We start from the raw sequence: 24,941 nt of genomic DNA, 5'->3' as shown, positions 1-24,941 counted from the left end.
AAGGACCCTGGTAAAATTCCAAGGTCCTTTTTAAAAATACTTATTTTTACTCTGCTGTAGCTCCTCCACAGCTAGATCCTGCTCCAGCTGTACAAGCATAACAGTGCTTTCCTGTTGCAACTTTCCTAACTTCTATGTCTCCCTTGGCTAGGTCAAATATAGTTGTATTACCTTCTACCTTCATGTCAACTGCCTGGTTGAAGTCACAATCATATATATAGCCATCCCATGATATAGACACCTGGTCTCTACACATCATATTCTGGACAGCTGCTGGGTTAAAAGCATAATACAGACTATTAAGATATGTATTTAGGTTGCCTGATAATTCTAAGAAATCTCCAAACCTTCCAACTGGATTGTTAGTGATTGTATATAAATTATTGAATACTACACCAAAATTGCTATATAGCCTCTCTCTGTATAGGCTAGTCATAGAAGCCTGTGATGGTGGCAAGAATGCTCCACCTGGATTGTATACTATGTCAAGGATTAGGTCTTTATCCTTTCCATATCCCAAATCATTAAGAGTATTTAAGACCCTCATAGACTTTTCGAATACACCCTCACCCCTCTGTATGTCTGCATTCTTCTTAGTGTAGAAAGGTACTGAACAGACTACATTTACCTTGTTCTTCTTGTAGAATTCTGGTAGATGCTTGTAGTTAGGTGCTAGAAGAATTACAAGGTTAGTTCTAACTATTACCCTCTCTGCTATTTTTGCACTTTCTTCAACAAACCACTCAAAATCTGGGTTCATCTCAGGAGCACCACCAGTTATATCCATTGTTTTAAATCCATGCTTTTTGAAAGCCTCAAGACAGGCCTCTAATACCTCTCTTGACATTATCTCAGTCCTATCAGGTCCTGCAGATACATGGCAGTGTTTGCAAGTCAAGTTGCATAGTCTACCAACATTCACCTGCATAACTGACAACTTTTCGTGTGTTTTTAACCAATCTTTATTTGTCACTGTATACTCAAAATTAGGAACACTCACTTTTTCGTTCAATTCTTTTATATCCAATTTTTTCCTCCTATTTCCTCGTATACTTTATCTATTTCATAGTCAGTTTGTTTGATATATTCTTACTCTGTACGCCAAATGCAAGAGTTGCACCAGCCTTAATAGCAGCCGCCACATGAATTGCTTCCATAATCTGGTCCTGGTCACATCCATGTCCAAGTGTAGCATTTGTGTAAGCATCTATACAATAAGGACATTGAACAGTATGAGCTACTGCAAGAGCTATAAGAGACTTTTCCCTAGCTGTTAGGGCACCTTCATCAAATACATTTCCATAGTACTCAATAAATTTATCCCATAATTCTCCTGAGTCTTCACCTATTATACCTGCACCGAATTTAGCAAGGTCTTCTTTTTCAAAATAAAAATCCATAATATTAACCCTCCTTATACTTATTAAGTATATTATACCATAAAATGGTATAAAAGTTTAATTATCGAAATATTTGATGTATTTAATTTTTGTATATTCAACTTTATTTTTAATTAATTAATCTATATATTTTTAAATATGTATCCTAATAATTATACCTATATCATCTACAATAGAATACATATTTAACTGCACTTTATTTTATTAATATTGACTATATTGCAAGTTTTTTATATATTTTTTCAACGTTCAACATGGATTGTTTCAAAAAAATGAAGGATACAGCCTACCTGATCAACTGTGCAAGAGGAGGTATCGTTGTTGAAGAAGACCTATTAGAAGCTCTGGATATGGGTATAATAGCAGGAGCATCATTAGATTGTTTTGTAGGAGAGCCACAACCTAAAAAAGAACTCATAAGGCACCCCCTTGTAAGTGTAACGCCTCATATAGGTGCCGCTACAAAGGAGGCTCAGGAGAGGATTGGCCAAGAAATTGTAAGTATCTTTCTTGACCACTACAAAATAGAAAATGAAATGGTCATATAGGAGGTAATATAGTGGTTAAACTAAGAGCATTCAAGGCCCTAAGACCTAGGGAAGACCTTGTAGAAAAAATAGCTGCCCTACCCTATGATACAATGGATACCCATGAAGCTAGGCTTATGGCAGAAGATAATCCCCATACCTATCTCAAGATAGATAGGGCTGAAATAGATCTTGAAGAGACTATAGATATACATGATGATAGGGTCTATGAAAAGGCCAAGGAAAACTTAGATATATTTAAATACAAGGGCTATCTTGTAAAAGATGAAGACCCTAGTATCTACATATACAGGCAGATAATGGATGGTAGGGTTCAAACTGGTCTTGTAGCCTGTGTAAGCATTGATGACTCTATAAATAATATAATAAAAATCCATGAACATACAAAACCAGACAAGGTTGAGGACAGGACCAAGCACATAAGATACTGCCAGGCCCACACAGGAACTATCTTGCTTACCTACCATGAAGATGAGAAAATAAACAAGATAATAGAAGATGAAACTCTTAAAATGCCACTCTACAACTTCACTACGGATGATAATATAAGTCACACAGTTTGGAAGCTAGAAAAAGAGTTGGGACAAAAAATAGAAGAGTTGTTTGATAAGAATGTAGGGGCCCTATATATAGCTGATGGCCACCATAGATCAAAGTCTGCAGTAAACTATGCAGTTAGTATGGAAGAAATTGACCCAGACTACAATCCTGACAAGGAATACAACTACTACCCTGCCATGATTGCTCCAAAGAACCAGCTATATGTGATGGACTATAACAGAATCTTAAGAGACCTAAATGGACTTGACAAAGATGAATTTTTTGAGGCAATCAAAGAAAATTTCTATATAAGTCCACAAGCTAAGGCCTACAAACCGGACAAAAAATATACTTTTGGTATGTATATAGACAAAAATTGGTACAAGCTGGAGCTTATAAACCTAGATCAACTAGGAGATGGCACTGTCAAAAACCTTGATGTGAGTGTTCTTCATGACTTACTTATAGAGCCAATTCTTGACATAGAGGTCCCTCAAAAAGATCCTAGAATAGACTTTATAGGTGGTATTAGGGGACTTGGAGAAATAGAGAAAAAAGTCGATTCAGGTGAATTTGTAGTAGGTTTTTCCCTATTCCCTACTGGTCTTGAAGAGCTTATGAGGGTAGCTGACGAAGATAAAATCATGCCAGCCAAGTCTACTTGGTTTGAACCAAAGGTGAGGTGTGGTCTCTTTGTCCATGAATTCTAGAAGGCTTTATGGTTTAGTTTTAAAAGACTTTACGGTCGAGTTTTATAAGGCTTTATGGTTGAATTCTAGTTGTCTTTATTTATAGGGAAAGATAAATTCTTTTGCCTATTGAAAAACTTATTTGAATAATTTCCTCAAATCATGTATTATTTATTGTGTCATTTCTGTATAATATGTATATATGATACGGATAAGAGTATATAATAAGTGAACCTATGGAGGAAATAAATGATAGATAAATTAAACAAGTCAAGTCGTTCATACAAGCAGGACGACACCATTGTAAGACTTGGTGACTTGAAAATTGGAGGAGGCAACCTTGTTGTTATGGCAGGTCCCTGCTCAGTAGAATCAGAAGAACAAATCATTGAAATAGCAAAATCAGTCAAAAAATCAGGAGCCCAAATCCTAAGGGGTGGAGCCTTTAAGCCAAGGACTTCTCCCTATGATTTTCAAGGTATGAAAGCAGACGGTCTAGACCTACTTAGTCTGGCAAAGAAAGAAACAGGCCTTTACCTTATATCTGAAATAGTAGCCGCCAAACATATAGATATGTTTGAAGATGTGGACATACTTCAGGTAGGAGCTAGAAATATGCAAAACTTTGAGCTCCTAAAAGAATTGGGTAGGTCCAAAAAGCCAGTCTTGTTGAAGAGGGGCTTTTCAAATACTATAGAAGAATGGCTATCTAGTGCTGAATACATTATGGCTAGTGGAAACGAAAATATCATCTTGTGTGAAAGGGGAATTAGGACCTTTAACACTTTGACTAGGAATACCCTAGACCTGGCATCAACTGCCCTAGTAAAGCAAATATCCCACCTGCCTATAATTGTTGACCCGTCTCATGGAACTGGTAGATCTAGCTTGGTTGAGCCAATGGCCCTTGCGGCAATTGCAAGCGGTGTCGATGGACTGATGATAGAAGTCCACAACGATCCAGCCAACGCCCTAAGTGATGGTGACCAGTCAATAAGGCCGGATGAATTTGACCAGCTTATGAAAAAGGCAGCTAGGCTTAAATCCATTTTATAGGTCTTGTACCCCCTGTTAAAGTTACCCTTAGCGGTCTATCTGATAGGTCTTAAGTCTTTAAATAAGTATATAAGGGATAAAAATACAAAGGCTATTGTAAACTATTTAATTTTATAGTTTACAATAGCTTTTTTTAGTGGTAAAATATGCTTATAACATTTGTAAACCTTATTTGCAATACAGGTTTACTATATAAAGGAGATATTTTATGAAAAAGAAATTTTTAGACACAAAAACAATGATCTTATGTTCATTATTCACTGCCCTGATAGCCATAGGAGCTTTTATAAGGATACCACTTCCTGTAACAGTATTTACAATGCAGTTTATATTTGTCCTACTAGCAGGACTCCTACTAGGCTCAAAAAGAGGGGCCTTGTCAGTATTTATGTATGTTCTACTAGGATTTGTTGGATTTCCAATATTCACAGAGGGCGGAGGACCAACTTACCTACTAAAACCTACTTTTGGCTACCTACTAGCCTTTATCCTAGCAGCCTATATAGTAGGATATGCCAGGGAGAAATACTCGACTAAAAAGTTTGCCCCATTATTTATAGCCTGCCTGATAGCTATGGTTATTACATATGGATTCGGTAGCTTTTATACATACATAATCTTAAACTATGTAGCTGGTAGCCCAATACCTTACTGGGCCTGTATAGCTAGTCTATTCCCAATAACAGCAATAAAGGACATAGTCGGATGTCTTATTGCAAGTGTGGCATGCCAGAGATTGAGTAAGTTTGTAGAAATTGATTTTTAGGATATTCCTCAAAAAATACACACAGAATTGTACCGACCCCCAAAAGTTAGACCTAAAAATCTAACGATTGGGAGGTCGGTTTTTTCATGGCAAAATATTCATTTGAACTTAAGAAAAAAAATTTATAGAGCTATCCCTCCATTTTATAAGTCTACATCGCCTTTTAAAAATTGTTCTGCATTAACATTTCTAATACCTGATTTTGAGAAATCAAGACTATCTAGACTCAGTATAATCTTGGGATAGTTATCTGCTATCATTTCAAGAGGTCTAAACTCACGTTCTCTTGTCTTTTCATCCATCAAATTCAAACTTACCTGTACATAAATTAACTCATCATTTTTTTCACAGATGAAGTCGATTTCATATTCCTCAATCTCTCCTGTATAAATTCTATATCCTCTACGAAGCAGTTCTAAAAATACAAGATTTTCTAAAATATGACCATAGTCTTTGTTTCCGCCAGAAGTTAGAGATTCCCTTAGACCTGGGTCAACACCATAGAACTTATTATTTCTTGAAAAAACCTTTCTTCCCTTCAAATCATATCTCTCTAATTCATAAATTAAATATGCCTCTTTTAAGTATTCTATATACATAGATATTGTTTCTTCTTTTGAATTAATTCCTAACTCGGATTTTATTGTGTTAGCAATCTTTCTAATTGAAAACATTGACCCCGAATTTTGAAATATAAAACTTGCTAAGGCTCTTAAAAGATGACCATTATTTATTCTATTTCTTAACATAACATCCTTTAATAAAACAGAATCTAGTAAATCATTTAAAATTATACTTTTTGAGTGATTATTTTCAACCCCTATAACTCCTGGAAATCCACCATAAGTCATGTAATTCTGTAATGTTAAATTAGGATCTTTTAGACTAGACTCCCTAAGTGAAAACGGGTAAACGATAATAGATACATATCTTCCAGCCAAATATGTAGCAAGTTCAGATGAAAGCAATTTAGCATTTGAACCAGTAATTACAATATCCAATTTTTTATCTAAATTAAGAGAATTTATAGCAACTTCCCATTTATCTACAATCTGAATTTCATCAAATAGCAAATAATATTCCAAATCTTCTTTAGTTTTCTCTTTTATATATTTATGAAGAGCAATACTCTCGTGTAATTCTATAGTATCTAGATTTTCAAAATTTAAATATATAATCTGTTTTTCACTAACGCCATTTTCTTGTAACCAATTTTTATATTGATACATAATAGTAGACTTACCTGATCTTCTAACACCTGTGATAACTTTTATTACATCTCTATTTTTCCATTCTTTCAACCAGTTAAGTTCCCGTTCTCTGATTATCATTGCTACTCCTCCTTTGAAAGTATATTATATCAAATAATTTAATCACCTTCCGATAATTTTATCACCTTTATGGTGATATTTCTATACTTTTTGATAATTTTATCCCCTTGAAGGTGATATTTTTGTATTTTTAGATACATATCTCACCTTCAAGGGGATATATTCTTCATTTTCATAAAAGATATCCCCCTCAGGGGGATATCGTCTCAATATCAATATTCAACTTCTTTTAAAAACAAGCCCTGTGGCGGAGCTGTATGACCAGCCCTCCCCCTTTCCTTGGACTCCAATATATCCACCATAGAATCACCAATATATCCACGTCCCATGTCTACCAAGGTCCCTGCAATAATCCTAACCATGTTGTAGAGGAATCCATTACCAGTCAGTTCCAAAACTATAAGGTCACCCTCTTCAAATACTTTTGCATCGTATATTTCCCTTACAGTAGTCTTAACCGATGATCCACTAGACATAAATCCTACAAAATCATGGGCTCCAACCAGTCCCTTGACCTCTTTTTTCATCCTATCAAGATCAAGCGGGCTCTTTACCTGGTAGCAAGTATCCTTGTAAAATGGTGACCTAATCCTAGATGGATATATCTGGTACCTATAGGTCTTATTGTGGGCAGAAAACCTAGAGTGAAAATCTTCATCAACCTCTACCGCTTCTAAAACAGCTATATCTTTTGGTAACTTATTGTTGAGTACTTCAGGAATCTTGTCTATTGGTATAGTGGTTTCGACCTTGAAATTAGCCACCTGACCAAGGGCATGAACTCCGGCATCAGTCCTGCCAGATCCTGTAACATCTATCTTACTAGCAAATACCTTCTGGCCTGCATATTCGAGCTCTCCCTGAATACCTAGAGAGTCTTTTTGCTTCTGCCAACCACAGTAGTTGGTCCCCTGATATGCAACTTTTATCCTTATATTCTTCATCTATTTCTCACCTTCATCATGTATTTTATAATTTAAAAGCAAATTATCATCTCAAAATTTCATCTACCTACTAATATGATAATTTATTGTATGTCTATTATCAACTCTTAAATTATTGAAAGTATTTTTTTAACAACCTATATTTGTTATAATATATTTAAATTGATTAATATAGGCAAACTTGTCAATTAGAATCGCAAAATAAATGGAGGTAATTATGAAACACTTTGGACTGCTAGGCGAACACCTTTCACACTCCATATCACCACAAATCCACCAATATATATACCAAAAACTAAATATAAATGCAGACTATAGCTTGATTGAATTTCCAAGAGAGGACCTTGAGTCCATCATAAAGAGCCTTTATAGGAGTTCTATGTCTGGGCCTATATCCAGTCCTATATCAGGCGTCAATGTCACAATCCCCTACAAAAAGGATGTGATTCCTCTACTAGATAATATAGATGACCTCGCTAGGTCAATAGGATCCATAAATACTATAAAGATAGACCAAGGTAAATTGTCAGGCTACAATACAGATTATTACGGGATCCAGGCCAGCCTAGAGGACTACCTCCCCCTAAAATCATCCACCTTCCTAATATTGGGTTATGGTGGTGCCTGCCTCCCCCTTATAGCCTATCTCTTAAATGAAGGGGCAGAAAAAATATATATAGCCTCTAGAAATCCTCAAAAGGGTATAGATGACCTTGAATCTATTATGGGACCTGAAAACACCAGACCTGCTATAGAATTTGTAGGCTACGACCAGCTAGATAAAATCAAGGGCAAGATAGTATTTAACACCACTCCCCTAGGAATGTTTCCAAACCTCGACCAATCAGCACTTTCTAAAGAGATATTCAAAAATTTTGATATAGCAGTAGACCTTATATACAATCCATGTGAAACCAAGTTCCTAAGAGACGCTAGAAGGTCTGGCTTGAAGTGTCAAAACGGCCTTAAGATGCTAGTCTACCAGGCTATCAGGGCAGTAGAAATATGTAACAATATCCAAATAGATAAGGATACAGCCTCTGATATATACAGGCACTTTAACAAAACCAACATAATGGAAAATACATACTTCATGGAAAATACATACTTCAGGCAATTTATAGCTTTTCCAGAAAATCTACAACCTATTTACTTGGTAGGTATGCCAGCCAGCGGTAAGACAAGCCTCGGTAGGCTCTTGGCTGACCTTTTGGGTCTAGGCTTTGTAGACCTAGATAGGTATATAGAGGACATGACTGGTAAAAGACTTGAAGATATATTCAAAAAAGAGGGAGAAAGCGCATTTAGAGACTATGAAGAAGAGGCCCTATTAGCAACTTGTAAGCTAGAGAACACTATCATATCAACAGGTGGTGGTTGCATAACAAGGGAAAAAAACAGAGAAATATTAAACAACTCAGACATGGTCTTTTATATAGTAAGAGACTGTCAGACCATAATAGACAAGTCATCACTAGAAGATAGACCACTTATAAAATCGAACTCCAGTAGGATATTTGACCTATATAATAATAGAAAGTCCTACTATGAAGAGGTCGCTGACTACCCTATATACAATCGTTCCAGCCTTGAAACAGCCCTCTTTGATATGGTCGATATAATATTAGATAGGTACTCAGATAATAAAAATACCAAAAGAGAAGGTGAAAATATAAATGAAAAATAAATATAGACAAAAAGGTATTATAATGATGGTTATAGCTACATTCATGTGGGGTTTTATGGGTGTCAGCAGTCGTTACCTAAACGAAATACAGATGAACTCCTATGACATATCCTTTGTGAGGTCTAGCTTTGGCTTTGTCCTAACAGCCATATTTTTGTACTTCACAAATAAATCTGCCTACAAGGTCGATATGAAGGGACTTATATTTTGTGCCTTCTACGGTATACTCAACTTTGCGATAGGTATATCCGCCTATAGTTTTGCCGTGTCTAGGATACCCCTATCAGTGGCAACTGTCCTTATGTTTTCAAACCCTATATGGGTCACTATATTTGGATATATATTCTTTAAGGACAAGATTAGCCTAAAAAAGATAATAGTAGTATCAACCTGTATCTTTGGTTGTATGTGTATTATAGACATATTCTCTACAAGTGGAGCAAACCTAGATACTCTAGGAATACTGGCAGCCATATTCAATGGCATGACCTTTGCGATGCAGATAGTCCTACCACGTTTTGTAGAGGGTAAAATACAAAAAGACACAATCCTCTTATATGGATTTATGTCTTCTAGTATCTTTACCCTGTTCTTTACTGACATACCTAGGCTTGTATCAAGTGTCACAAGTTCAAATAATCCTATGTTCTACTTATTACATGTCCTTGTTATCGGTATATTGTGTACATTCGTATCCAACAACCTATATGTAAAGTCTACCCACTATATAGGCACATCCTTGCCTAGCATGATGGTAGCCCTTGAACCAACATTTGCAAGTATATTAGCCTTTTTCATATTTGGAGAAAACATGAAAATTATCCAAATAATAGGTGCTCTTATAGTTGTTGGTTCTGTCTTTGCTATGGAACTCGATCTTAGGATAGTCCTAGCCAAGATTTTAAAACCCTTTAAGCATTAGGAAATCTTATCTCAAATACACTACCCTCTCCAAGCTTGCTGTCAACACTTAGACTTGCCCCGTGGACCATGGCACCGTGCTTGACAATAGATAGGCCCAGACCTGTTCCGCCTATCTCCTTGGAGTGGCTCTTGTCCACCCTGTAAAACCTCTCAAATATCCTATCTGTTTCCTCATCAGCTATACCTATTCCGGTATCAGTAACACGTATCTTTACTCCATCAAGGGTACTGCCTACCCATATAGTTACCTTGCCATTTTCCTTGTTGTACTTTATAGCATTCTCAACTAGGTTATAGACCATATCATCCAGTATCTGCCTTATGCCATGACATATGACTCTTTCTCCTTCTAAGGCTACCTTTATACCCTTGTCATTGGCCTGCTTGGCTAGTCGTGAACTTATCTCTCTGGACATTTCAAACAGGTCAACATCCTCTTTTTCTATATCTACATATCCCTCGTCCAATCTAGATATATTTATAATATCGTTGACAAGTTTTATCAATCTACTTGCTTCTTTATAGATCCTATCCGCAAAATTAGGGATGTCTTTTTCCTTGACTATGCCATTTTTCATAATCTCAGCATAGCCGGATATGGATGTAAGGGGTGTCTTTAACTCGTGGGAAACATTGGCTGAAAATTCCTTTCTCATATTGGACACCATATCCTTTTGCTTATTGTTTAAATCCATAGCCACCAAAAGTGGTTCAAGCTCCCTATAAGTGATATTTTCTAGGGGATTTTCTAGGTCTATATCGTTAATTGGACCTATAATCCTTCTAGTCTGCCACCTTGCTATCATCCAAGATAGGAGTAGCATAATCAAGAAAATACCCAACATAAATGGTAGAAAATCAATAGCAATAGCCACCATATTGTACATGGTCTTGGATACCCTGATTACACTTTTATCATTTAGAAGAAGGGCATAGTAATACATATTCTTGCCTATAGTTTCAGACCTTCTAACGTCTTCACCGTATCCATTTTTAAGCGCCTCTACTACTTCTTTTCTCGTCTTATGATTTTCTAGGTCTTTTCTACCCTGGGAGTCATATAGGACTTTGCCATCCTTGTCTATCTTGGTTATTCTAGTGTTTTTGTCAACATTATCAATGCTCTCTAAATACTGGGGTCCTGCTATATTCACAGCCTCCTGTATATACTTGGCCTCTTGCTTGACCTCATACTTCATCAGTCTAAGGTCCTGCCTATAGACAAATACAACCATTACTAGGTAGGATATTATAAGGACAAGACTAAGTGAAAACATCAGGACCTTTTGGACCCTATCTTTCATTTCTATCACCTACCCTATATCCTACTCCCCTTATGGTCTCTATTATATCGCCACTTAAACCTAGTTTCTGCCTCAGTGTCCTAATATGAACATCGACAGTCCCAGTCTCTCCACCAAAATCATATCCCCACACCGTCTCCAATATTTTATCCCTTGTCATGACTATGTTTGGATTTTTCATCAGGAGATATAGTAGGTCAAATTCCTTTAGGGTAAGGCTCACTTGGTCTTGGTCAACTCTTACTTCATGTCTTTCAGGGTCCAACATTACATCCCCTATAACTAGGCACTTCTTATCTGTCTCTAAACTAGACCTTCTCATAACAGCCTTTATCCTAGATACCAGCTCCATCATGCCAAATGGTTTAGTCACATAATCATCTGCACCTGAGTCCAGGCCTATTACCTTATCGTATTCAGAACCCTTGGCTGTTAGCATTATTATAGGTATGTTCCTTGTTTTAGAGGATGCCCTTAGTTTTTTGAGTATAGACAAACCGTCCTCTTCCGGAAGCATAATATCGCACAGGACTAGATCAGGAATTTCGTATTCAAGTGTCGTCCAAAATTTCTTGGGGTTCTCAAATCCCCTAGCCTCCATACCTGTACTCTCAAGTGTATATATTACCAAATCTCTAATATTATCGTCGTCTTCAATATAAAATACCATAACTTCCTCCTATATATTCTACTAATACTATTATACCAAATTACCATCTCTTTATCCGCAAAAAAACTGCATAGTCCTAAGACCATACAGTTGCTTGATTGATTTACATATAACATATTTACTTTTAAGATTGACCTGCCCTATGAACTCCAGTAATAGAGAACTCAACCCACTCAGCTATATTTGTCGCATGGTCTCCTATCCTTTCAAGGTATTTTGCAACCATTATAATATCGAATATCCACTCAGCATTTTCTACATTATTGTTTTGGATATAGTCCGCCACATTGGACCTTACTTTCTCGAAGAACTTGTCTATCTTGTCGTCCTCTTCCATTACATACCTTGCCATTTCAAGGTCATTGTCTACATAGGCCTTTATGGAGTGCCTTACCATCCTAGATGTAGCCTCAGCCATTGTACCTATGCCCTTTATATCAACTGTATCTTCATTTTTAAAAGTCAATACTATCTCAGCTATATTTGAAGTCTGGTCTCCTATACGCTCCATATCCGTAATCATCTTTAGGGCTGAAGATATCTTTCTAAGGTCTTTGGCAACAGGTTGCTGCTGGAGTAACAACCTAAGACATAGCCTCTCTATGTCTTTTTCCATCTGGTCAATCTCTTCATCTGCCTCTATAACTGCCCTTGCCTGGTCTGTATTGCCTTCTATAAGGGCCTTGGTAGCCTCTGCTATAGCTATTTCACATAACTCACCCATACGAGTAAGGTCCTCATCTAGTTTCTTGAGCTTCTTATCAAAAATATTTTCTTTAACCATCTTAACCAAACCTTCCTGTTATATAGTCCTCTGTACGCTTGTCTGCAGGTATAGAGAATAACTTTTCTGTGTTGTTGTATTCGACTACTTCACCCATCAAGAAAAATGCTGTATTATCAGATACACGCACTGCCTGTTGCATATTGTGCGTCACCATGACTATTGTGTAGTCTTTTTTCAGCTCCATCACTAGCTCCTCTATCCTAGATGTAGATATAGGGTCAAGGGCCGATGTCGGTTCGTCCATAAGTATTATCTCTGGTTCTACTGCAAGAGCTCTAGCTATGCATATCCTCTGCTGCTGGCCGCCAGACATACCTAGGGCAGACTTTTTAAGCCTATCCTTAGTCTCATCCCATATGGCTGCATCCCTAAGAGATTTTTCAACTATATCATCCAACTGGCTCTTCTTTCTTATGCCATGAGTTCTAGGTCCAAAGGCTATATTGTCATATATACTCATAGGGAAGGGATTGGGCTTTTGAAATACCATACCCACTCTCTTTCTTAGCTGGTTGACATCATATCCCTTGTAGATATCCTTGCCGTCCAACAATATCTCCCCATCTATCCTACAAGACTCAACTAAGTCGTTCATGCGGTTTATGGACTTCAATAGGGTAGACTTGCCACAACCACTAGGCCCTATAAAGGCTGTTATCTTATTTTTTTCTATCTCCATATTGATATTTTTAAGAGCCTTAAAATCATCATAATACAGGTCTAGGTTTTTTATACTTAATATTCCCATCTATTGTTTTCCTCTTTCTTTAATTCTTTACCAACCTTCTAGCAACAACACTAGAAAGCGTATTTATTCCAACAGTCATAACTAGTATTACGACTGCTGTTGCATAGGCCTGGTTCATATATAGGCCTTCACTTGCCAAAGTATACATATGAACTGCCAAAGTCCTACCTGAACCCATTATAGAGCTCGGCACATTGGCTGCAGTACCAGCTGTATACATAAGAGCTGCTGTCTCTCCAACTATCCTTCCTACTGCCAAGATTATTCCCGCCAGTATTCCAGGCACTGCTGAAGGAAGGACTATCTTAAATACAGTCCTTAGCTTTCCTGCCCCAAGTCCAAAACTACCCTCTCTAAAAGAATTTGGAACGGACTTTAGGGCCTCTTCTGTAGTCCTGATTATCAGTGGAAGGATCATTATAGCCAGGGTAAAAGCCCCTGCTATCATGGAAAATCCCCAGCCCAATGTATCTACAAAGAAGAGTAGTCCAAATAGACCATATACTATTGATGGTATACCTGACAGGGTCTCAGTAGTGAGTCTTATCAGTCCCAATAGCTTATTGCCCCTGCTTGCGTACTCAACTAGGAATATAGCAGCAAATATCCCAAGTGGAACTGCTATTACTAGCGAAATCAGGGTCATAATAAGCGTATTTATAAGGGCTGGCATCAATGATGCATTCTCAGACGTATGCTTAAATTCAAAAATAGAAGAATTTATATAGGGAAGACCATTTATAAGTATGTAGGCTATAATACCTATCAGTACTGCAAAAGTCATAACCGTAGCAAGCATTACTAGTAACATTACTACAAGGGACTTTGGATGAGCCTTATATTGTCTTAGCCTCTCTTTTATATTCGATTCTTTATTCATTGCTAGACCTCCTGTTTAGTAGGCTCACACTCGCATTTATAATCAGTATGAATACGAACAAGACTAGACCTGTCCCTATTAGCGCCCCCCTGTGTAAGTCGGTTGCATAGCCCATCTCTATAACGATATTTGCTGTAAGGGTCCTGACTCCCTTAAATATTCCAATCGGCATCCTGGCCTGGTTGCCAGCCACCATTATAACTGCCATAGTCTCACCTATTGCACGACCTATACCAAGGACTATACCTGCTATTAGGCCTGACTTAGCTGCTGGAATTATAATCTTAAAAATTGCTCTTTCATGGGTAGCTCCTAAGGCAAGAGCTCCCTCATAATAAGACTTGTTTACAGAACGTATAGCAGATTCTGTAACTCCTATTATAGTTGGTAGTATCATCGTACCCAGCAGGATAGAAGCTACAAATATACCACTTCCATTACCGCTATATGATATAAGTCCCATACCATTAAGTAGGTGGGAAAACTGCCTAGTCCAAGGTACCAATACCACTAGACCAAAGAATCCGTAGACTACTGAGGGTATACCTGCTAGTAGTTCACTTGCAGCCTTTAGGGGTCTATATATTTTCTCTGGACAGTACATAGCCATAAATACTGATGTAAGTATGCCTATTGGTACACCCACTAGGATGGCTCCAGCTGTTACGTAAATACTTCCGACTATCATTGGGAATATTCCGTACATGTCCATATTTGGTTTCCAGATTCTACCAGTTATGAATTTCATAAATCCAACCTGGCCTATAGCTGACAAACCATTATAGAAAAGAAATACACATATTAGTGCTACAGCCATTACTGATGTTAGGGCTGCAAGCATAAATACTATCTTCATAAATCTTTCATACCATTGACTTTCTTTCATTTATTTTGTTACCTCTTCCCAAGTCATCACCTGGCCTGTATATATCTTCTTGACCTGGTCCATAGTCAATTCACTTGTAGTATTTGCCTTATTTACTATGACTGCTATACCATCTATAGCTATTACCCTAGGCTCTAGTCCCTTTGACAATTCACTGTCTTTTAACTCCCTAGATGCCATACCTATATCATAGCTGCCATCTGCTGCAGAAGTCATGCCTGTAGTAGAATCTGTAGTCTGTAGTTCGATATCAGCGCTAGGATTTAGCTTCTTGTAAGACTCTATTAGCTTTTCCATGACTGGAGATACTGATGAAGAACCTCCTACTGTTATCTTTCCTGATGGCTTGGAAGATGTAAATTCTTTTGCAGAATCAAGGGGTATAAAGTGATTATCAGACACTACCTTCTGTCCCTCTTTACTCATTATGTAGTTTATAAAGTCTTCTGATATAGGATTTTTCTTGTCCTTTTTAGTTGCTATATTAAAGTTTCTAGCTATTTTATAAGTCTTGTCCTTTATATTTTTCTCATTTGCCTCAACCCCATCTATTTTTAGGGCCTTTACCTTGTCATTTAAAGAACCCAAAGACACATAACCTATGGAATATTCATTGCCTGCTACACTAGTCATCATTACTGAAGTACTATTAGTTATTTCAGCATCTTGAGTAGTCATATCTTCCTTTTTATCTCCATTTTTTTCTTCTATCTTGAACAATTCTACAAAGGCGCCTCTTGTACCTGAACCGTCTTCACGAGATATTATAGATATATCCTTGCTGCTATCCCAAGATGAACTAGCAGATTTCCCTGAACTACCACATCCTGTTGCCATTATTGATACCATACCTGTTAAAATTACTAGTGATCCGATTTTCTTTTTAAGTCTCATTCCTTAACCTCCTTCAATCATATTTAGAATAAACTTACCTTATATTTATAATTCCTACTTGATATTCGACTAGGCATTATAAGCCAGTCAACCTATCTCCTTTACTATTATATTATTATACAAATGTAAAGTATCTACTATGACTTTGTAAAATAAATGTAAAACACACAATATTTTTATGATTTAATCGAAATATACTAATTTACTGTAAAGTGTAAAATATGGTTAAATTTAAATGTTTAATCATTTTAAAATATTGATTATATGCCTATATATGTATATAATGGTAATTGAAAAGCGTATAAAAGGAGGTCTATCGAAATGAAAAAGAAAATTTCAGGAATAGCATTTCTGATAATTACTTTAATATCTTTCTTGCTAGTAAATATGAAAAATGAGTTGTTTACGAAAGACTACTACATTGGTATAGTTACGGTTCAGGGAGATAGTAAGCCGGAAATTACTTTTTTTAATAAATCACTTGCAAAAATTGGAAACTTACATCTAGATGCAAAAGATTTTTTAAGGATTTTCAACTATAATAAAATTGAACAAGATGATAAATCTTTTTATTTCGTCCAAGACTCTAGTATATTTTCCAATAACAATGATTTATTAAAAGTCAATAAAAATAATTTTAAACAGACAAAAATAAAAATTAATAATTATCCCAGCTATTTTCACGTTGGAAAAAATAATATTTACTCAGTGGAAATACTCTTAGGAAAATCCAACCTTGGTATTTATAACAAGGAAAAAAATACAGCAACTAGCAACGAAAAAATAAATACCACTCTATCTCCTTCAATTTTTGAGTATAAATCTGATTTATATTACTACAAAAATGATACAAATAAAGTTACTTTATACAATCATATGAAAAAGAAAGATGAGCTATCCATAGAAGGTATAAATGAAGTTCTATGTACAAATTTGAGTAATGATACTGCATACATACTTGGAAAATATACCGAAGATGATGAAAAAGGACAAATTCGTGAATATATCATAACCAAATATAATCTCAAAACAAAGGAAAAATCTAATATTGTAATACCTAATAAAGACTATAGATATGTGTTTGCAGATTTAATATTAGTAAATGATAAAATTATATTATTTGAAGATATTAATCTAGTTGCATTTAAAAATAAAAAAGATGTCATGTATATAGACATGAATAAAGAAGAAGTTAATAGTATTTCACTTGACTATTACCCTCAATCTATTGGACTTGACAAAGTGAATAATATAATATTTATTTCTAAAAATAGTATTTCAATATACGACAAGGACTTTAAATTAATAAAACATAAAAAAATCAACATCATCAAAGAAGAAGACTACGAAAGAAAATTTAATTCACATGTATTTATAGGCGGAATCAATGAAAAAAATTAAGTTATTAATTCTTATATGAATTTAACAATTTACCTACCGAAACACAATGTATTTTAAAAAATATGAGTAAATTAGAAAAAATAGGTATTATTTTAATGAAAAAGGAAATTAATGAGCCTAAGATAAGACCTAGATCAGCTGGAAATCCGTCAGATTTTAGCAGATTAACTAAAGGAGATATACTTATTACCAATGATAACAAAAGTTATCATTGTCTAAGACACGGACATGCTGCTATGTTGGTAGATGGATCTACGGTTGTAGAAGCTGTAAGATCGGGAGTAAGAAAATATAAATATGATTGGTTATCTAGATATAATACTTGTTATGCCTCAAGAGTATATGGAGGAGAAAACAAATTTGAAAACACAAACAAAACATGGGCACAGGTCGCTACGGATTGGGCGTGTGGTAAAGTAGGAACCCCTTACAAAATAACCGCAGATAAAGATACCACAAAAACTTTTTATTGCTCACAGCTAGTATATCGTTCATATTTATCTGCCTCGAAAAGAAAGATAGACCTAAGTATGGACTCTATATATGTATTGCCCATGTCATTATATTTTAACCCAAACACTTATAGCGTCGCTATGTATGAAAAGTAGATAGTCGATAAGTCATATAGTTTTTATTAACTTAGAGGAGCTAAAATTGCAATATCAATAGTCACCGTTATAATGTCACTAATGACAGTGACACACTTCATCTTGAATACGTTTTGCTAGTGATATTGAAAACATTATTTAACAAACTTGCAAAATACATAAGCAAAATTTAAGTTTTTGTGGTAAAATAGTGTTACGGTTGAAGAACTTATGGTCATTAGTCGTAATAACAATGAATACAAGTTCATCCACATTCAACCTAAGAAGATAGGTCTTGATTCAATCTGCATGGTGTCAATTTGCTCCTTGCAAATTTGAGTCGGAGGTTACAATTGTAGTTTGTATCAATTATTAAAAAGTATTTGAAATGTTAACACAAGCATTGTCATGCATTTATGTGTTGATAAGACATTTGTATGCTTAGCGCCAGACTGATATTTCAGTTAACGAGGACGAAGAAATCGAGATATTCGGCGGATACTTCGCGGTGGCCTACCATCGAAAGGTATACCTTAAAAGCAGGAGTGATCCTGTAACAAAGGGTCTACTAGTAGGGGCCTGTTTCTTATTTATATTTTAGGAGGAACAGAAAATGTGTGGAATAGTAGGATATTTAGGTAAGAAAAATGCGGCAGACGTCATAGTCGATGGTCTGTCTAAGCTTGAATACAGGGGTTATGATTCAGCAGGGGTTGCTGTAAACACTGGTAATGAGCTTGAAATAAGAAAGTTCCAGGGAAGGCTATCAGTCCTTGCAGATAGTCTAAAGGAAAACAACATCATAGGAAGTGCAGGTATAGGACATACTAGATGGGCAACTCATGGTGAGCCTTCAGATGTAAACTCCCACCCTCATTTTAACAAGGACAAGACCCTAGCAGTAGTTCACAATGGTATAATAGAAAACTACCTAGAACTAAGATCTCAATTAGAAGCTGAGGGTGTTGTATTTGTATCTAAGACAGATACAGAGGTAATAGCCCACCTATTAGACAAGTACTATGATGGCAACCTTTTAGATGCCGTATACAAGACTATAGGAGACCTAAGAGGTGCCTATGCCCTAGGTGTTGTATCAGCAGACCACAACAATGAATTAGTGGCTGTTAGAAAGGATAGCCCACTTATAGCAGGCGTTGGTGAAGATGAAGCCTTTATAGCATCAGATATACCAGCCCTATTAAAATACACAAGAGACGTCTACTACCTAGACAATGGCGAAGTTGTCCATATACTAGATGGTGACATTAAGATATATGATGAAGAAAGAAACTTAGTTGATAAAACTCTTAACCATATAGATTGGGATACAAAGGCTGCTGAAAAGGGTGGATATTCTTGCTTTATGGAAAAGGAAATCTTTGAACAGCCAGAAGGTATCAAGTTGACTCTTGAAAGAAGACTAAATGAAGATGGCAATATAGTCCTAGATGACATCAAGTTGGACAGGGAATACCTTGAGTCAGTAAAGAATATTTATATAGTTGCTTGTGGTACAGCCTACCATGCAGGTGTACTAGGAAAGACAGCAATGCAGAAATTCATGGGAATTCCTGTTACAACAGATATAGCATCAGAATTTAGATACAATGATAACTTCGTTGACGAACACTCACTAGTTATCCTTGTCAGCCAGTCAGGTGAAACAGCAGATACCCTAGCAGTTCTAAGAGACTCAAAGAAAAAGGGGGCCAGGATCCTTGCAGTTACAAATGTTGTAGGTTCATCAATAGCAAGAGAGGCAGATGACGTATTCTACACATGGGCTGGACCAGAGATAGCAGTTGCATCTACTAAGGCCTACACTACTCAGATAGTAGCCCTATATATGATGGCTCTTAACTTCGCTCTTGAAATGGGCAAGATAGATAAGGACTTCTACCATGAAACTATAGAAAAAATGAAGGGCATACCTGCTAAGATCCAGGAAGTATTGGACAATGCCAAGCTGATAGAAACAGTAGCCAAGGGAATGATTGAAAAAGAACATGCCTTCTTCCTAGGAAGGGGTATCGACTACTCACTAGCTATGGAAGGTTCCCTAAAGCTTAAGGAAATATCTTATATACACGCAGAAGCATTCGCAGCAGGAGAATTAAAGCACGGTACTATAGCCCTTATTGAAGATGGTACACCTGTTATAACTATAGCTACTCAGCAAAATATGTTCGATAAGATGGTATCCAACATGGAAGAAGTAAGAGCTAGAGGTGCTTATGTGGTAGCAATCGCTCAGAGCCACAACAAGGAAGTTGAAAAGGTATCTAATGAAGTAATTTATATACCAGACTCAGACGACCTACTATCACCTATAATAGCTGTTGTTCCAATGCAGTTACTTGCACTTAACGTATCTACTCTTAGAGGATTAGATGTTGACAAGCCAAGAAACCTTGCTAAATCAGTTACAGTTGAATAGATTATAATTTTGAGTGAAGACTTTGTCTTCACTCTTTTTTTGCTTGACAACTTTAGCACCAATTCCTGTAAATGCACAGGAAGGTATGGTAAGCTATAAAAACGAAATAGCTCAACAGAAAATCGCCTTAGTACATATGGTAAAAGAAAAAAGGCGTATGAATTATCTATCATACGCCTTTTAACATTGCCTTAACATTAAAGTAAACTTTGGGATGTTTTAATGTTATTTTGTATTTTTTGTTCTTGTGTGCTTTACTTAGGTTGATACTTTTCTGGTACCGCCACTAGATACTCTTCCTCTGATGTCCTTATCCTCTCAGGATCCTTAAAGAAGTCCTGTACTAGGTTAACGACTACCTTTGACATCAATACCAAGGCAATCAAGTTTGGCAGTGCCATAAGACCGTTTAGTGTATCTGATATAGCCCATATAGTCTGTAGTCCGCCGATTGATCCAACCAATACTAGTGGTATATATAAAATCCTGTACGCCATGACTGCTTTTTTGCCAAGTAAGTACTCTGTACACTTTTCACCATAGTATGACCAACCCAATATTGTAGTAAAGGCAAATAGGGTAAGCCCAACTGATACTATATATTGTCCACCTGTAAATCCCTGCTGGAAGGCAGCTGTAGTAAGGGCTGCTCCCTGTAGCCCAGAGTTCCATACTCCAGATACCAATACCACTAGGGCTGTCATTGAACAGATAACTATAGTATCCATAAATACTTCAAATACTCCCCACATACCCTGTCTAACTGGATGGTCCGTAGTTGCTGCTGCATGAGCTATCGGTGCACTACCAAGACCAGCTTCATTTGTAAATACTCCTCTTGCTATACCGTTTCTCATGGCCATCTTAAGAGTTGATCCTGCAAATCCACCCACTGCTGAATGACCTGTAAATGCTGAACCGAATATCAAGCCAAATGCGTGTGGTACCTGGTTTATGTTTATAAATATAATTGCAAGAGCTCCAACTATATAAAGTAGGGCCATAAGTGGAACTAGCTTCTCTGCTACGGCACCAATTCTCTTTATACCCCCAAGTATTACTACACCAGCAAGCACCATTAGAACTACACCGACTATAGTCTTGTTGGCTCCAAATGAAACATTAAGAGCCTCTGCTATAGAGTTTGATTGAGTCATACACCCTATACCAAATGATGCACAGGCTCCAAATAGTGCAAATATCTTGGCAAGTCCCTTGTGACCTAGACCTCTTTGAATATAGTACATAGGTCCACCTGAAAAAGATCCATCATCATTCTTGACCCTATATGTAACTGCTAGGGCTACTTCAGAAAATTTTGTTGTCATTCCAAGTATAGCTGATAGCCACATCCAAAATACTGCACCAGGTCCACCTACTGCTATTGCAAGTGATACACCTGCTATATTACCTGTACCTACAGTTGCTGCTAGGGCTGTTGAAACCGCCTGAAATGCCGATACCTCTCCGTCTCCACCTGCATCCTTTTTGAACATCTTGAACAAGGTACTCTTTATAATATAGGCAAATTTTCTAATAATAGTAAACCTTGTAATGCTACTTAGCAGTAAGCCTGTTCCTAATAGTAGTATCAGCATAGGCCAGCCCCATACTACCTCTCCGATTGATTTGTTGATTTCTAAAATAAAGTCCATAACCTTTCCCCCCGAAAACCTTCCAATTAGTTTTTATTTTTTAAAGTTTGACTCAGATTATCTATATCTATATTTTATATTCTTAATTTGAATTTAGTTTGTATTTTATAAAATTAAGCCGAACTTTATTATATATCCTTTTGAGATACATTTGATAACCAGCTGAAAACCATATAGACACTTTCAGTACCGTATAGAAAAGCCTTTATCATTTTTTGCTTTCAAATCATCCTTGAATTATATATGAATTTAATGTGAAATTTTTCAGGAGCTCTCTTATTTTTTTAATTTTTAGCCCTATTTTTTTGATAATATTTTATTTATTAAAGTTATATAGGGTGTTAATTTTGTTTAATAAATATCATTTTGAGCATACTTCTTCATATTCACTTTAATAATATTATTTTAATTTATTTATCAACAGTCATATTTATTACTCTGTGGCAGAACATATCTACTAATCTTTTATCGTGGGATATAACTTATAAACCCTTTGAGGGTCTTCCAACTTCATCTGATCTAAAAGTTCAATTACATTTTCTTTTATCTGAGGCCTAGTCATATCAGTATGTATACTTAGACCTCTCCTATTTGATGTCCTACTGTACAACAAGGTTTGTAAGAGATGGACCTATTAGAGCTGCTATGGCTATAGCCACTATAAAAAATGGAAAACACATAAGGATATCTATTATCCTCATTATTAGCAGTCTACCATGCCACCTATATAACCTGCCAACAAGCCTAGGACAAGACCTCGATCATTGAAGACCTTGTATATCTTACAAATGCAGTCGCCTGTAAATGTGTCAACACCAAACTTGGAAGAACAAGGTGTCTTATCATGTCTCCCATATGTACAACCAAATACTAGGCTAAAAACCAAAGGCCCCATCATCAGTATCAAGGTATTTAAAAACCTCCTCGAAATAACTGCCATAACAGGCTCTGCATATCTTCATCTAAAGAAAGTATGTACCTTACAATATCATAAGGGCATGTAAACTCTTTGGAACGGATAAAACGATTGAATTTAGTAGAATTTAAATCCCACTCCTTTTTAAGTAAGAGTTTCCAGTATCGCTTTAAAATCTTATAGTCTCTTTGACTGGTAGTTTTTCTCTTAATTAACTCAACTCTTATTGAGTTTAAATTATTTTTAATAAGCTGCACGATATGGAATTTATCCACAACTATCTTTGCATTTTTGAATATGTTTTTTGCCGTATCAATATATGGCATGTACATATCTGTAGACACAATCTTAACCTTATCTCTGACCCAAAGAGGATAGGACTCAAAATACGAGATCAACTGATTCTTATACCTATGCTATATCCTTAATAGATCTAAATTTTAATAGATTTTCTACAACGGATTCTTTTACAAAATGTGAAATAAAGCAACTTTTTTTAGTGAGACTAGCCTTAGCAATAAAGCTAGAATTACAGTCTTTGCAAAAAAATCTTTGTTTTTTGATATAAAGTCTACATGGAAAACCATTTATCTTGTTAATTTGGACCTTAAATTTGTGACTATCATTTTTTATAATGCTATTGTTCTCATTAACACAACCGCGCTTTATACAAACCATGTCCTATGTGTGGCTCAATAGTTAAAAAGGGTGAAAATATATACATATGTAAATGTGGCTTTAGAGTTGCCAACAAAATATGTGGTGTAGATATAGGTGAGAGTAATATATTAAAACTTATGAATAATGAGGAAATAGATTTAATTGAGGGATTTAAAATAAATGATGGCTCTACATTTTCTGCTCACATATACATTAATAAAAATGCTTACGATCCCAAAAGTGGTAAAGAATTTGGAGCAGAGGATTTATCTGAGTTGTGTAAGACAAAAAAGCTAGGACCATATAATGATTTTGTGGGAGAAAAAGGGAGATTTTATGCATCCTCAGTATATAATACTACTAAAAAGAAAGTTATATTTAAGTTTAAGTAATAATCACATTATCAGACTATCTACTGATATCAAAAAATAAGCTTTAAAGAATCTATGTTAATAGGTTCTTTTTTACAGAAAAGTTAAAAATATTAATATTAGCTATTGATATTTATTAAAATTTATGCTGTAATAAAGTTATAGAAAAAGATTGCAGTTAATCGTTCTGTATTTATGAAAAAGAAAGGAAAGTATATTATGAAATTGAAAAAACTAAAAAAATCACTATTCACTACACTATCTGTTATGATGGCTGTATCTGCCATTGGTGCAACTAATGTAAATGCAGATACTATTAATGTAGTAAAGATTGCAGGAAGAGATAGAGTTAAAACTTCTATTGAATCATCAAAGTATGTAAACTCTAATATCGTTGTTATAGCAAACGCTTATAACTTTGCAGATTCTCTAAGTGCGTTTAACTTAGCAAGTAAATTTCAAGCTAAACTTCTACTAGTAGACAATACTACAAGATTTGCAGATGACCTTAAGGCAATAAGTCCAAACAAGGTGTATATAGTAGGTGGAAAAAATGCACTAGGAGTACATGTAGAAACTGAAATAGATAAGATTACACACAACATACAAAGAGTACAGGGTAGAGATAGATATACTACTAACGCAGAAACACTAAGAATAGCTGGTTTCAAAAACGTAGGTGTAGCAGATGGTAGAAATTATCCAGATGCCCTATCAGCTTCAGGTTTGCTTAAAAAACATAACATGGGACTAATGTTAGTAAATGGATCACTTCCATATAAAACTGATAAAACAGTAAAATACACATTTGGTGGCAGAAATTCAGTCAACCAAAATGGTGGTGTAAGATTAGAGGG

Annotated in this window: 25 protein-coding genes and 1 pseudogene; 11 read left to right on the top strand and 15 right to left on the bottom strand. The window is 35.8% G+C overall.

Annotated features, from left to right (window positions below; genetic code table 11):
• Window positions 1-46 precede the first annotated feature (46 nt).
• Both arsS and F823_RS0107205 read right to left on the bottom strand, forming a co-directional pair.
• Window positions 47-1,027 (bottom strand): arsenosugar biosynthesis radical SAM (seleno)protein ArsS, encoded by a 981-nt coding sequence (gene arsS, locus F823_RS0107210; RefSeq protein ID WP_002845833.1) that lies wholly within the window; start codon window positions 1,025-1,027, stop codon window positions 47-49.
• Between the two features lie 31 nt (window positions 1,028-1,058).
• Window positions 1,059-1,400 (bottom strand): arsenosugar biosynthesis-associated peroxidase-like protein, encoded by a 342-nt coding sequence (locus tag F823_RS0107205; RefSeq protein WP_002842954.1) that lies wholly within the window; start codon window positions 1,398-1,400, stop codon window positions 1,059-1,061.
• 254 nt (window positions 1,401-1,654) lie between these two features.
• Between F823_RS0107205 and F823_RS0107200 the strand changes: the two genes are divergently transcribed.
• The 4 genes from F823_RS0107200 to F823_RS0107185 all read left to right on the top strand — a co-directional run bounded on the left by F823_RS0107200 (window position 1,655) and on the right by F823_RS0107185 (window position 4,999).
• On the top strand, window positions 1,655-1,948 hold the full coding sequence (locus F823_RS0107200; protein WP_026333362.1) for an NAD(P)-dependent oxidoreductase: 294 nt from the start codon (window positions 1,655-1,657) through the stop codon (window positions 1,946-1,948).
• Between the two features lie 11 nt (window positions 1,949-1,959).
• Window positions 1,960-3,198, top strand: a complete 1,239-nt coding sequence (locus F823_RS0107195) for a DUF1015 domain-containing protein (RefSeq protein ID WP_019595541.1) — start codon at window positions 1,960-1,962, stop codon at window positions 3,196-3,198.
• Window positions 3,199-3,426: 228 nt separating this feature from the next.
• Window positions 3,427-4,233, top strand: a complete 807-nt coding sequence (aroF, locus tag F823_RS10565; RefSeq protein WP_002845836.1) for a 3-deoxy-7-phosphoheptulonate synthase — start codon at window positions 3,427-3,429, stop codon at window positions 4,231-4,233.
• A gap of 208 nt (window positions 4,234-4,441) precedes the next feature.
• A complete protein-coding gene (locus tag F823_RS0107185; protein WP_002845838.1) occupies window positions 4,442-4,999 on the top strand; it encodes a biotin transporter BioY in 558 nt (185 codons plus the stop codon).
• 143 nt (window positions 5,000-5,142) lie between these two features.
• On the opposite strand, the gene F823_RS0107180 is transcribed toward F823_RS0107185, so the two are convergent.
• Window positions 5,143-6,330, bottom strand: coding sequence for an ATP-binding protein (locus tag F823_RS0107180; protein ID WP_002845839.1), 1,188 nt, complete (start codon window positions 6,328-6,330; stop codon window positions 5,143-5,145).
• A 212-nt stretch (window positions 6,331-6,542) separates the two neighbouring features.
• Window positions 6,543-7,274 carry a tRNA pseudouridine(38-40) synthase TruA gene (gene truA / locus F823_RS0107175; protein ID WP_019595540.1) on the bottom strand — a complete coding sequence of 244 codons (732 nt, stop codon included), beginning with the start codon at window positions 7,272-7,274 and terminating at the stop codon, window positions 6,543-6,545.
• A gap of 217 nt (window positions 7,275-7,491) precedes the next feature.
• On the opposite strand from truA, the gene F823_RS0107170 reads away from it, so the two are divergent.
• Complete coding sequence (locus tag F823_RS0107170) at window positions 7,492-8,961, top strand: shikimate kinase (protein ID WP_019595539.1); 1,470 nt, start codon at window positions 7,492-7,494, stop codon at window positions 8,959-8,961.
• Window positions 8,951-9,883, top strand: coding sequence for a DMT family transporter (locus F823_RS0107165; protein ID WP_002845842.1), 933 nt, complete (start codon window positions 8,951-8,953; stop codon window positions 9,881-9,883). The genes F823_RS0107170 and F823_RS0107165 overlap by 11 nt, the downstream gene beginning before the upstream one ends.
• On the opposite strand, the gene F823_RS0107160 is transcribed toward F823_RS0107165, so the two are convergent.
• The 7 genes from F823_RS0107160 to F823_RS0107130 form a co-directional block, all read right to left on the bottom strand.
• Window positions 9,873-11,189, bottom strand: a complete 1,317-nt coding sequence (locus tag F823_RS0107160) for a sensor histidine kinase (protein WP_019595538.1) — start codon at window positions 11,187-11,189, stop codon at window positions 9,873-9,875. The two genes, F823_RS0107165 and F823_RS0107160, sit on opposite strands and share 11 nt — an antisense overlap.
• Complete coding sequence (locus tag F823_RS0107155; RefSeq protein WP_019595537.1) at window positions 11,179-11,859, bottom strand: response regulator transcription factor; 681 nt, start codon at window positions 11,857-11,859, stop codon at window positions 11,179-11,181. The genes F823_RS0107160 and F823_RS0107155 overlap by 11 nt, the downstream gene beginning before the upstream one ends.
• Before the next feature lie 124 nt (window positions 11,860-11,983).
• A complete protein-coding gene (gene phoU / locus F823_RS0107150) occupies window positions 11,984-12,643 on the bottom strand; it encodes a phosphate signaling complex protein PhoU (RefSeq protein WP_002845845.1) in 660 nt (219 codons plus the stop codon).
• Window position 12,644: 1 nt separating this feature from the next.
• Complete coding sequence (gene pstB, locus F823_RS0107145) at window positions 12,645-13,394, bottom strand: phosphate ABC transporter ATP-binding protein PstB (protein ID WP_002845846.1); 750 nt, start codon at window positions 13,392-13,394, stop codon at window positions 12,645-12,647.
• Window positions 13,395-13,413: 19 nt separating this feature from the next.
• On the bottom strand, window positions 13,414-14,274 hold the full coding sequence (gene pstA / locus F823_RS0107140) for a phosphate ABC transporter permease PstA (RefSeq protein ID WP_002842864.1): 861 nt from the start codon (window positions 14,272-14,274) through the stop codon (window positions 13,414-13,416).
• Window positions 14,267-15,160: a phosphate ABC transporter permease subunit PstC gene (gene pstC, locus F823_RS0107135; RefSeq protein ID WP_002842992.1), complete on the bottom strand. Its 894-nt coding sequence runs from the start codon at window positions 15,158-15,160 to the stop codon at window positions 14,267-14,269. The genes pstA and pstC overlap by 8 nt, the downstream gene beginning before the upstream one ends.
• Window positions 15,161-16,054 carry a substrate-binding domain-containing protein gene (locus F823_RS0107130; RefSeq protein WP_002842968.1) on the bottom strand — a complete coding sequence of 298 codons (894 nt, stop codon included), beginning with the start codon at window positions 16,052-16,054 and terminating at the stop codon, window positions 15,161-15,163.
• A gap of 321 nt (window positions 16,055-16,375) precedes the next feature.
• Here F823_RS0107130 and F823_RS0107125 point away from each other — a divergent pair, with 321 nt between their 5' ends.
• The 3 genes from F823_RS0107125 (at window position 16,376) to glmS (ending at window position 20,482) form a co-directional block, all read left to right on the top strand.
• Window positions 16,376-17,455: a hypothetical protein gene (locus F823_RS0107125; protein WP_002845847.1), complete on the top strand. Its 1,080-nt coding sequence runs from the start codon at window positions 16,376-16,378 to the stop codon at window positions 17,453-17,455.
• A gap of 95 nt (window positions 17,456-17,550) precedes the next feature.
• On the top strand, window positions 17,551-18,063 hold the full coding sequence (locus tag F823_RS0107120) for a YiiX/YebB-like N1pC/P60 family cysteine hydrolase (protein ID WP_002842928.1): 513 nt from the start codon (window positions 17,551-17,553) through the stop codon (window positions 18,061-18,063).
• A 592-nt stretch (window positions 18,064-18,655) separates the two neighbouring features.
• A complete protein-coding gene (glmS, locus tag F823_RS0107115; RefSeq protein WP_019595536.1) occupies window positions 18,656-20,482 on the top strand; it encodes a glutamine--fructose-6-phosphate transaminase (isomerizing) in 1,827 nt (608 codons plus the stop codon).
• Between the two features lie 254 nt (window positions 20,483-20,736).
• Here the strand turns inward: glmS and F823_RS0107110 are convergent, their stop codons facing one another.
• The 4 genes and pseudogenes from F823_RS0107110 to F823_RS11540 all read right to left on the bottom strand — a co-directional run bounded on the left by F823_RS0107110 (window position 20,737) and on the right by F823_RS11540 (window position 23,731).
• Complete coding sequence (locus F823_RS0107110) at window positions 20,737-22,137, bottom strand: alanine/glycine:cation symporter family protein (RefSeq protein ID WP_002845850.1); 1,401 nt, start codon at window positions 22,135-22,137, stop codon at window positions 20,737-20,739.
• Between the two features lie 703 nt (window positions 22,138-22,840).
• A complete protein-coding gene (locus F823_RS0107095) occupies window positions 22,841-23,077 on the bottom strand; it encodes a hypothetical protein (RefSeq protein WP_002845851.1) in 237 nt (78 codons plus the stop codon).
• Window positions 23,050-23,454: pseudogene (locus F823_RS0107090) on the bottom strand (transposase); the annotation flags it as partial. The pseudogene F823_RS0107090 and the gene F823_RS0107095, both read right to left, overlap by 28 nt.
• Before the next feature lie 10 nt (window positions 23,455-23,464).
• Window positions 23,465-23,731 carry a transposase family protein gene (locus tag F823_RS11540; protein ID WP_002845854.1) on the bottom strand — a complete coding sequence of 89 codons (267 nt, stop codon included), beginning with the start codon at window positions 23,729-23,731 and terminating at the stop codon, window positions 23,465-23,467.
• Between the two features lie 5 nt (window positions 23,732-23,736).
• Here F823_RS11540 and F823_RS0107085 point away from each other — a divergent pair, with 5 nt between their 5' ends.
• Both F823_RS0107085 and F823_RS0107080 read left to right on the top strand, forming a co-directional pair.
• The gene (locus tag F823_RS0107085) at window positions 23,737-24,105 is read left to right on the top strand and encodes a topoisomerase C-terminal repeat-containing protein (RefSeq protein WP_002845855.1); all 369 of its coding nucleotides are present in this window, start codon (window positions 23,737-23,739) and stop codon (window positions 24,103-24,105) included.
• A gap of 198 nt (window positions 24,106-24,303) precedes the next feature.
• Window positions 24,304-24,941, top strand: a 638-nt coding sequence (locus F823_RS0107080) for a cell wall-binding repeat-containing protein (protein WP_019595531.1), incomplete at its 3' end; no start/stop codon positions are given.

This window comes from Peptostreptococcus anaerobius VPI 4330 = DSM 2949 (assembly GCF_000381525.1).
Taxonomy (GTDB): Bacteria; Bacillota; Clostridia; order Peptostreptococcales; family Peptostreptococcaceae; genus Peptostreptococcus; species Peptostreptococcus anaerobius.
Note: the sequence above shows the minus strand (reverse complement) of the source record. Positions and strands in the feature narration are given on the sequence as shown.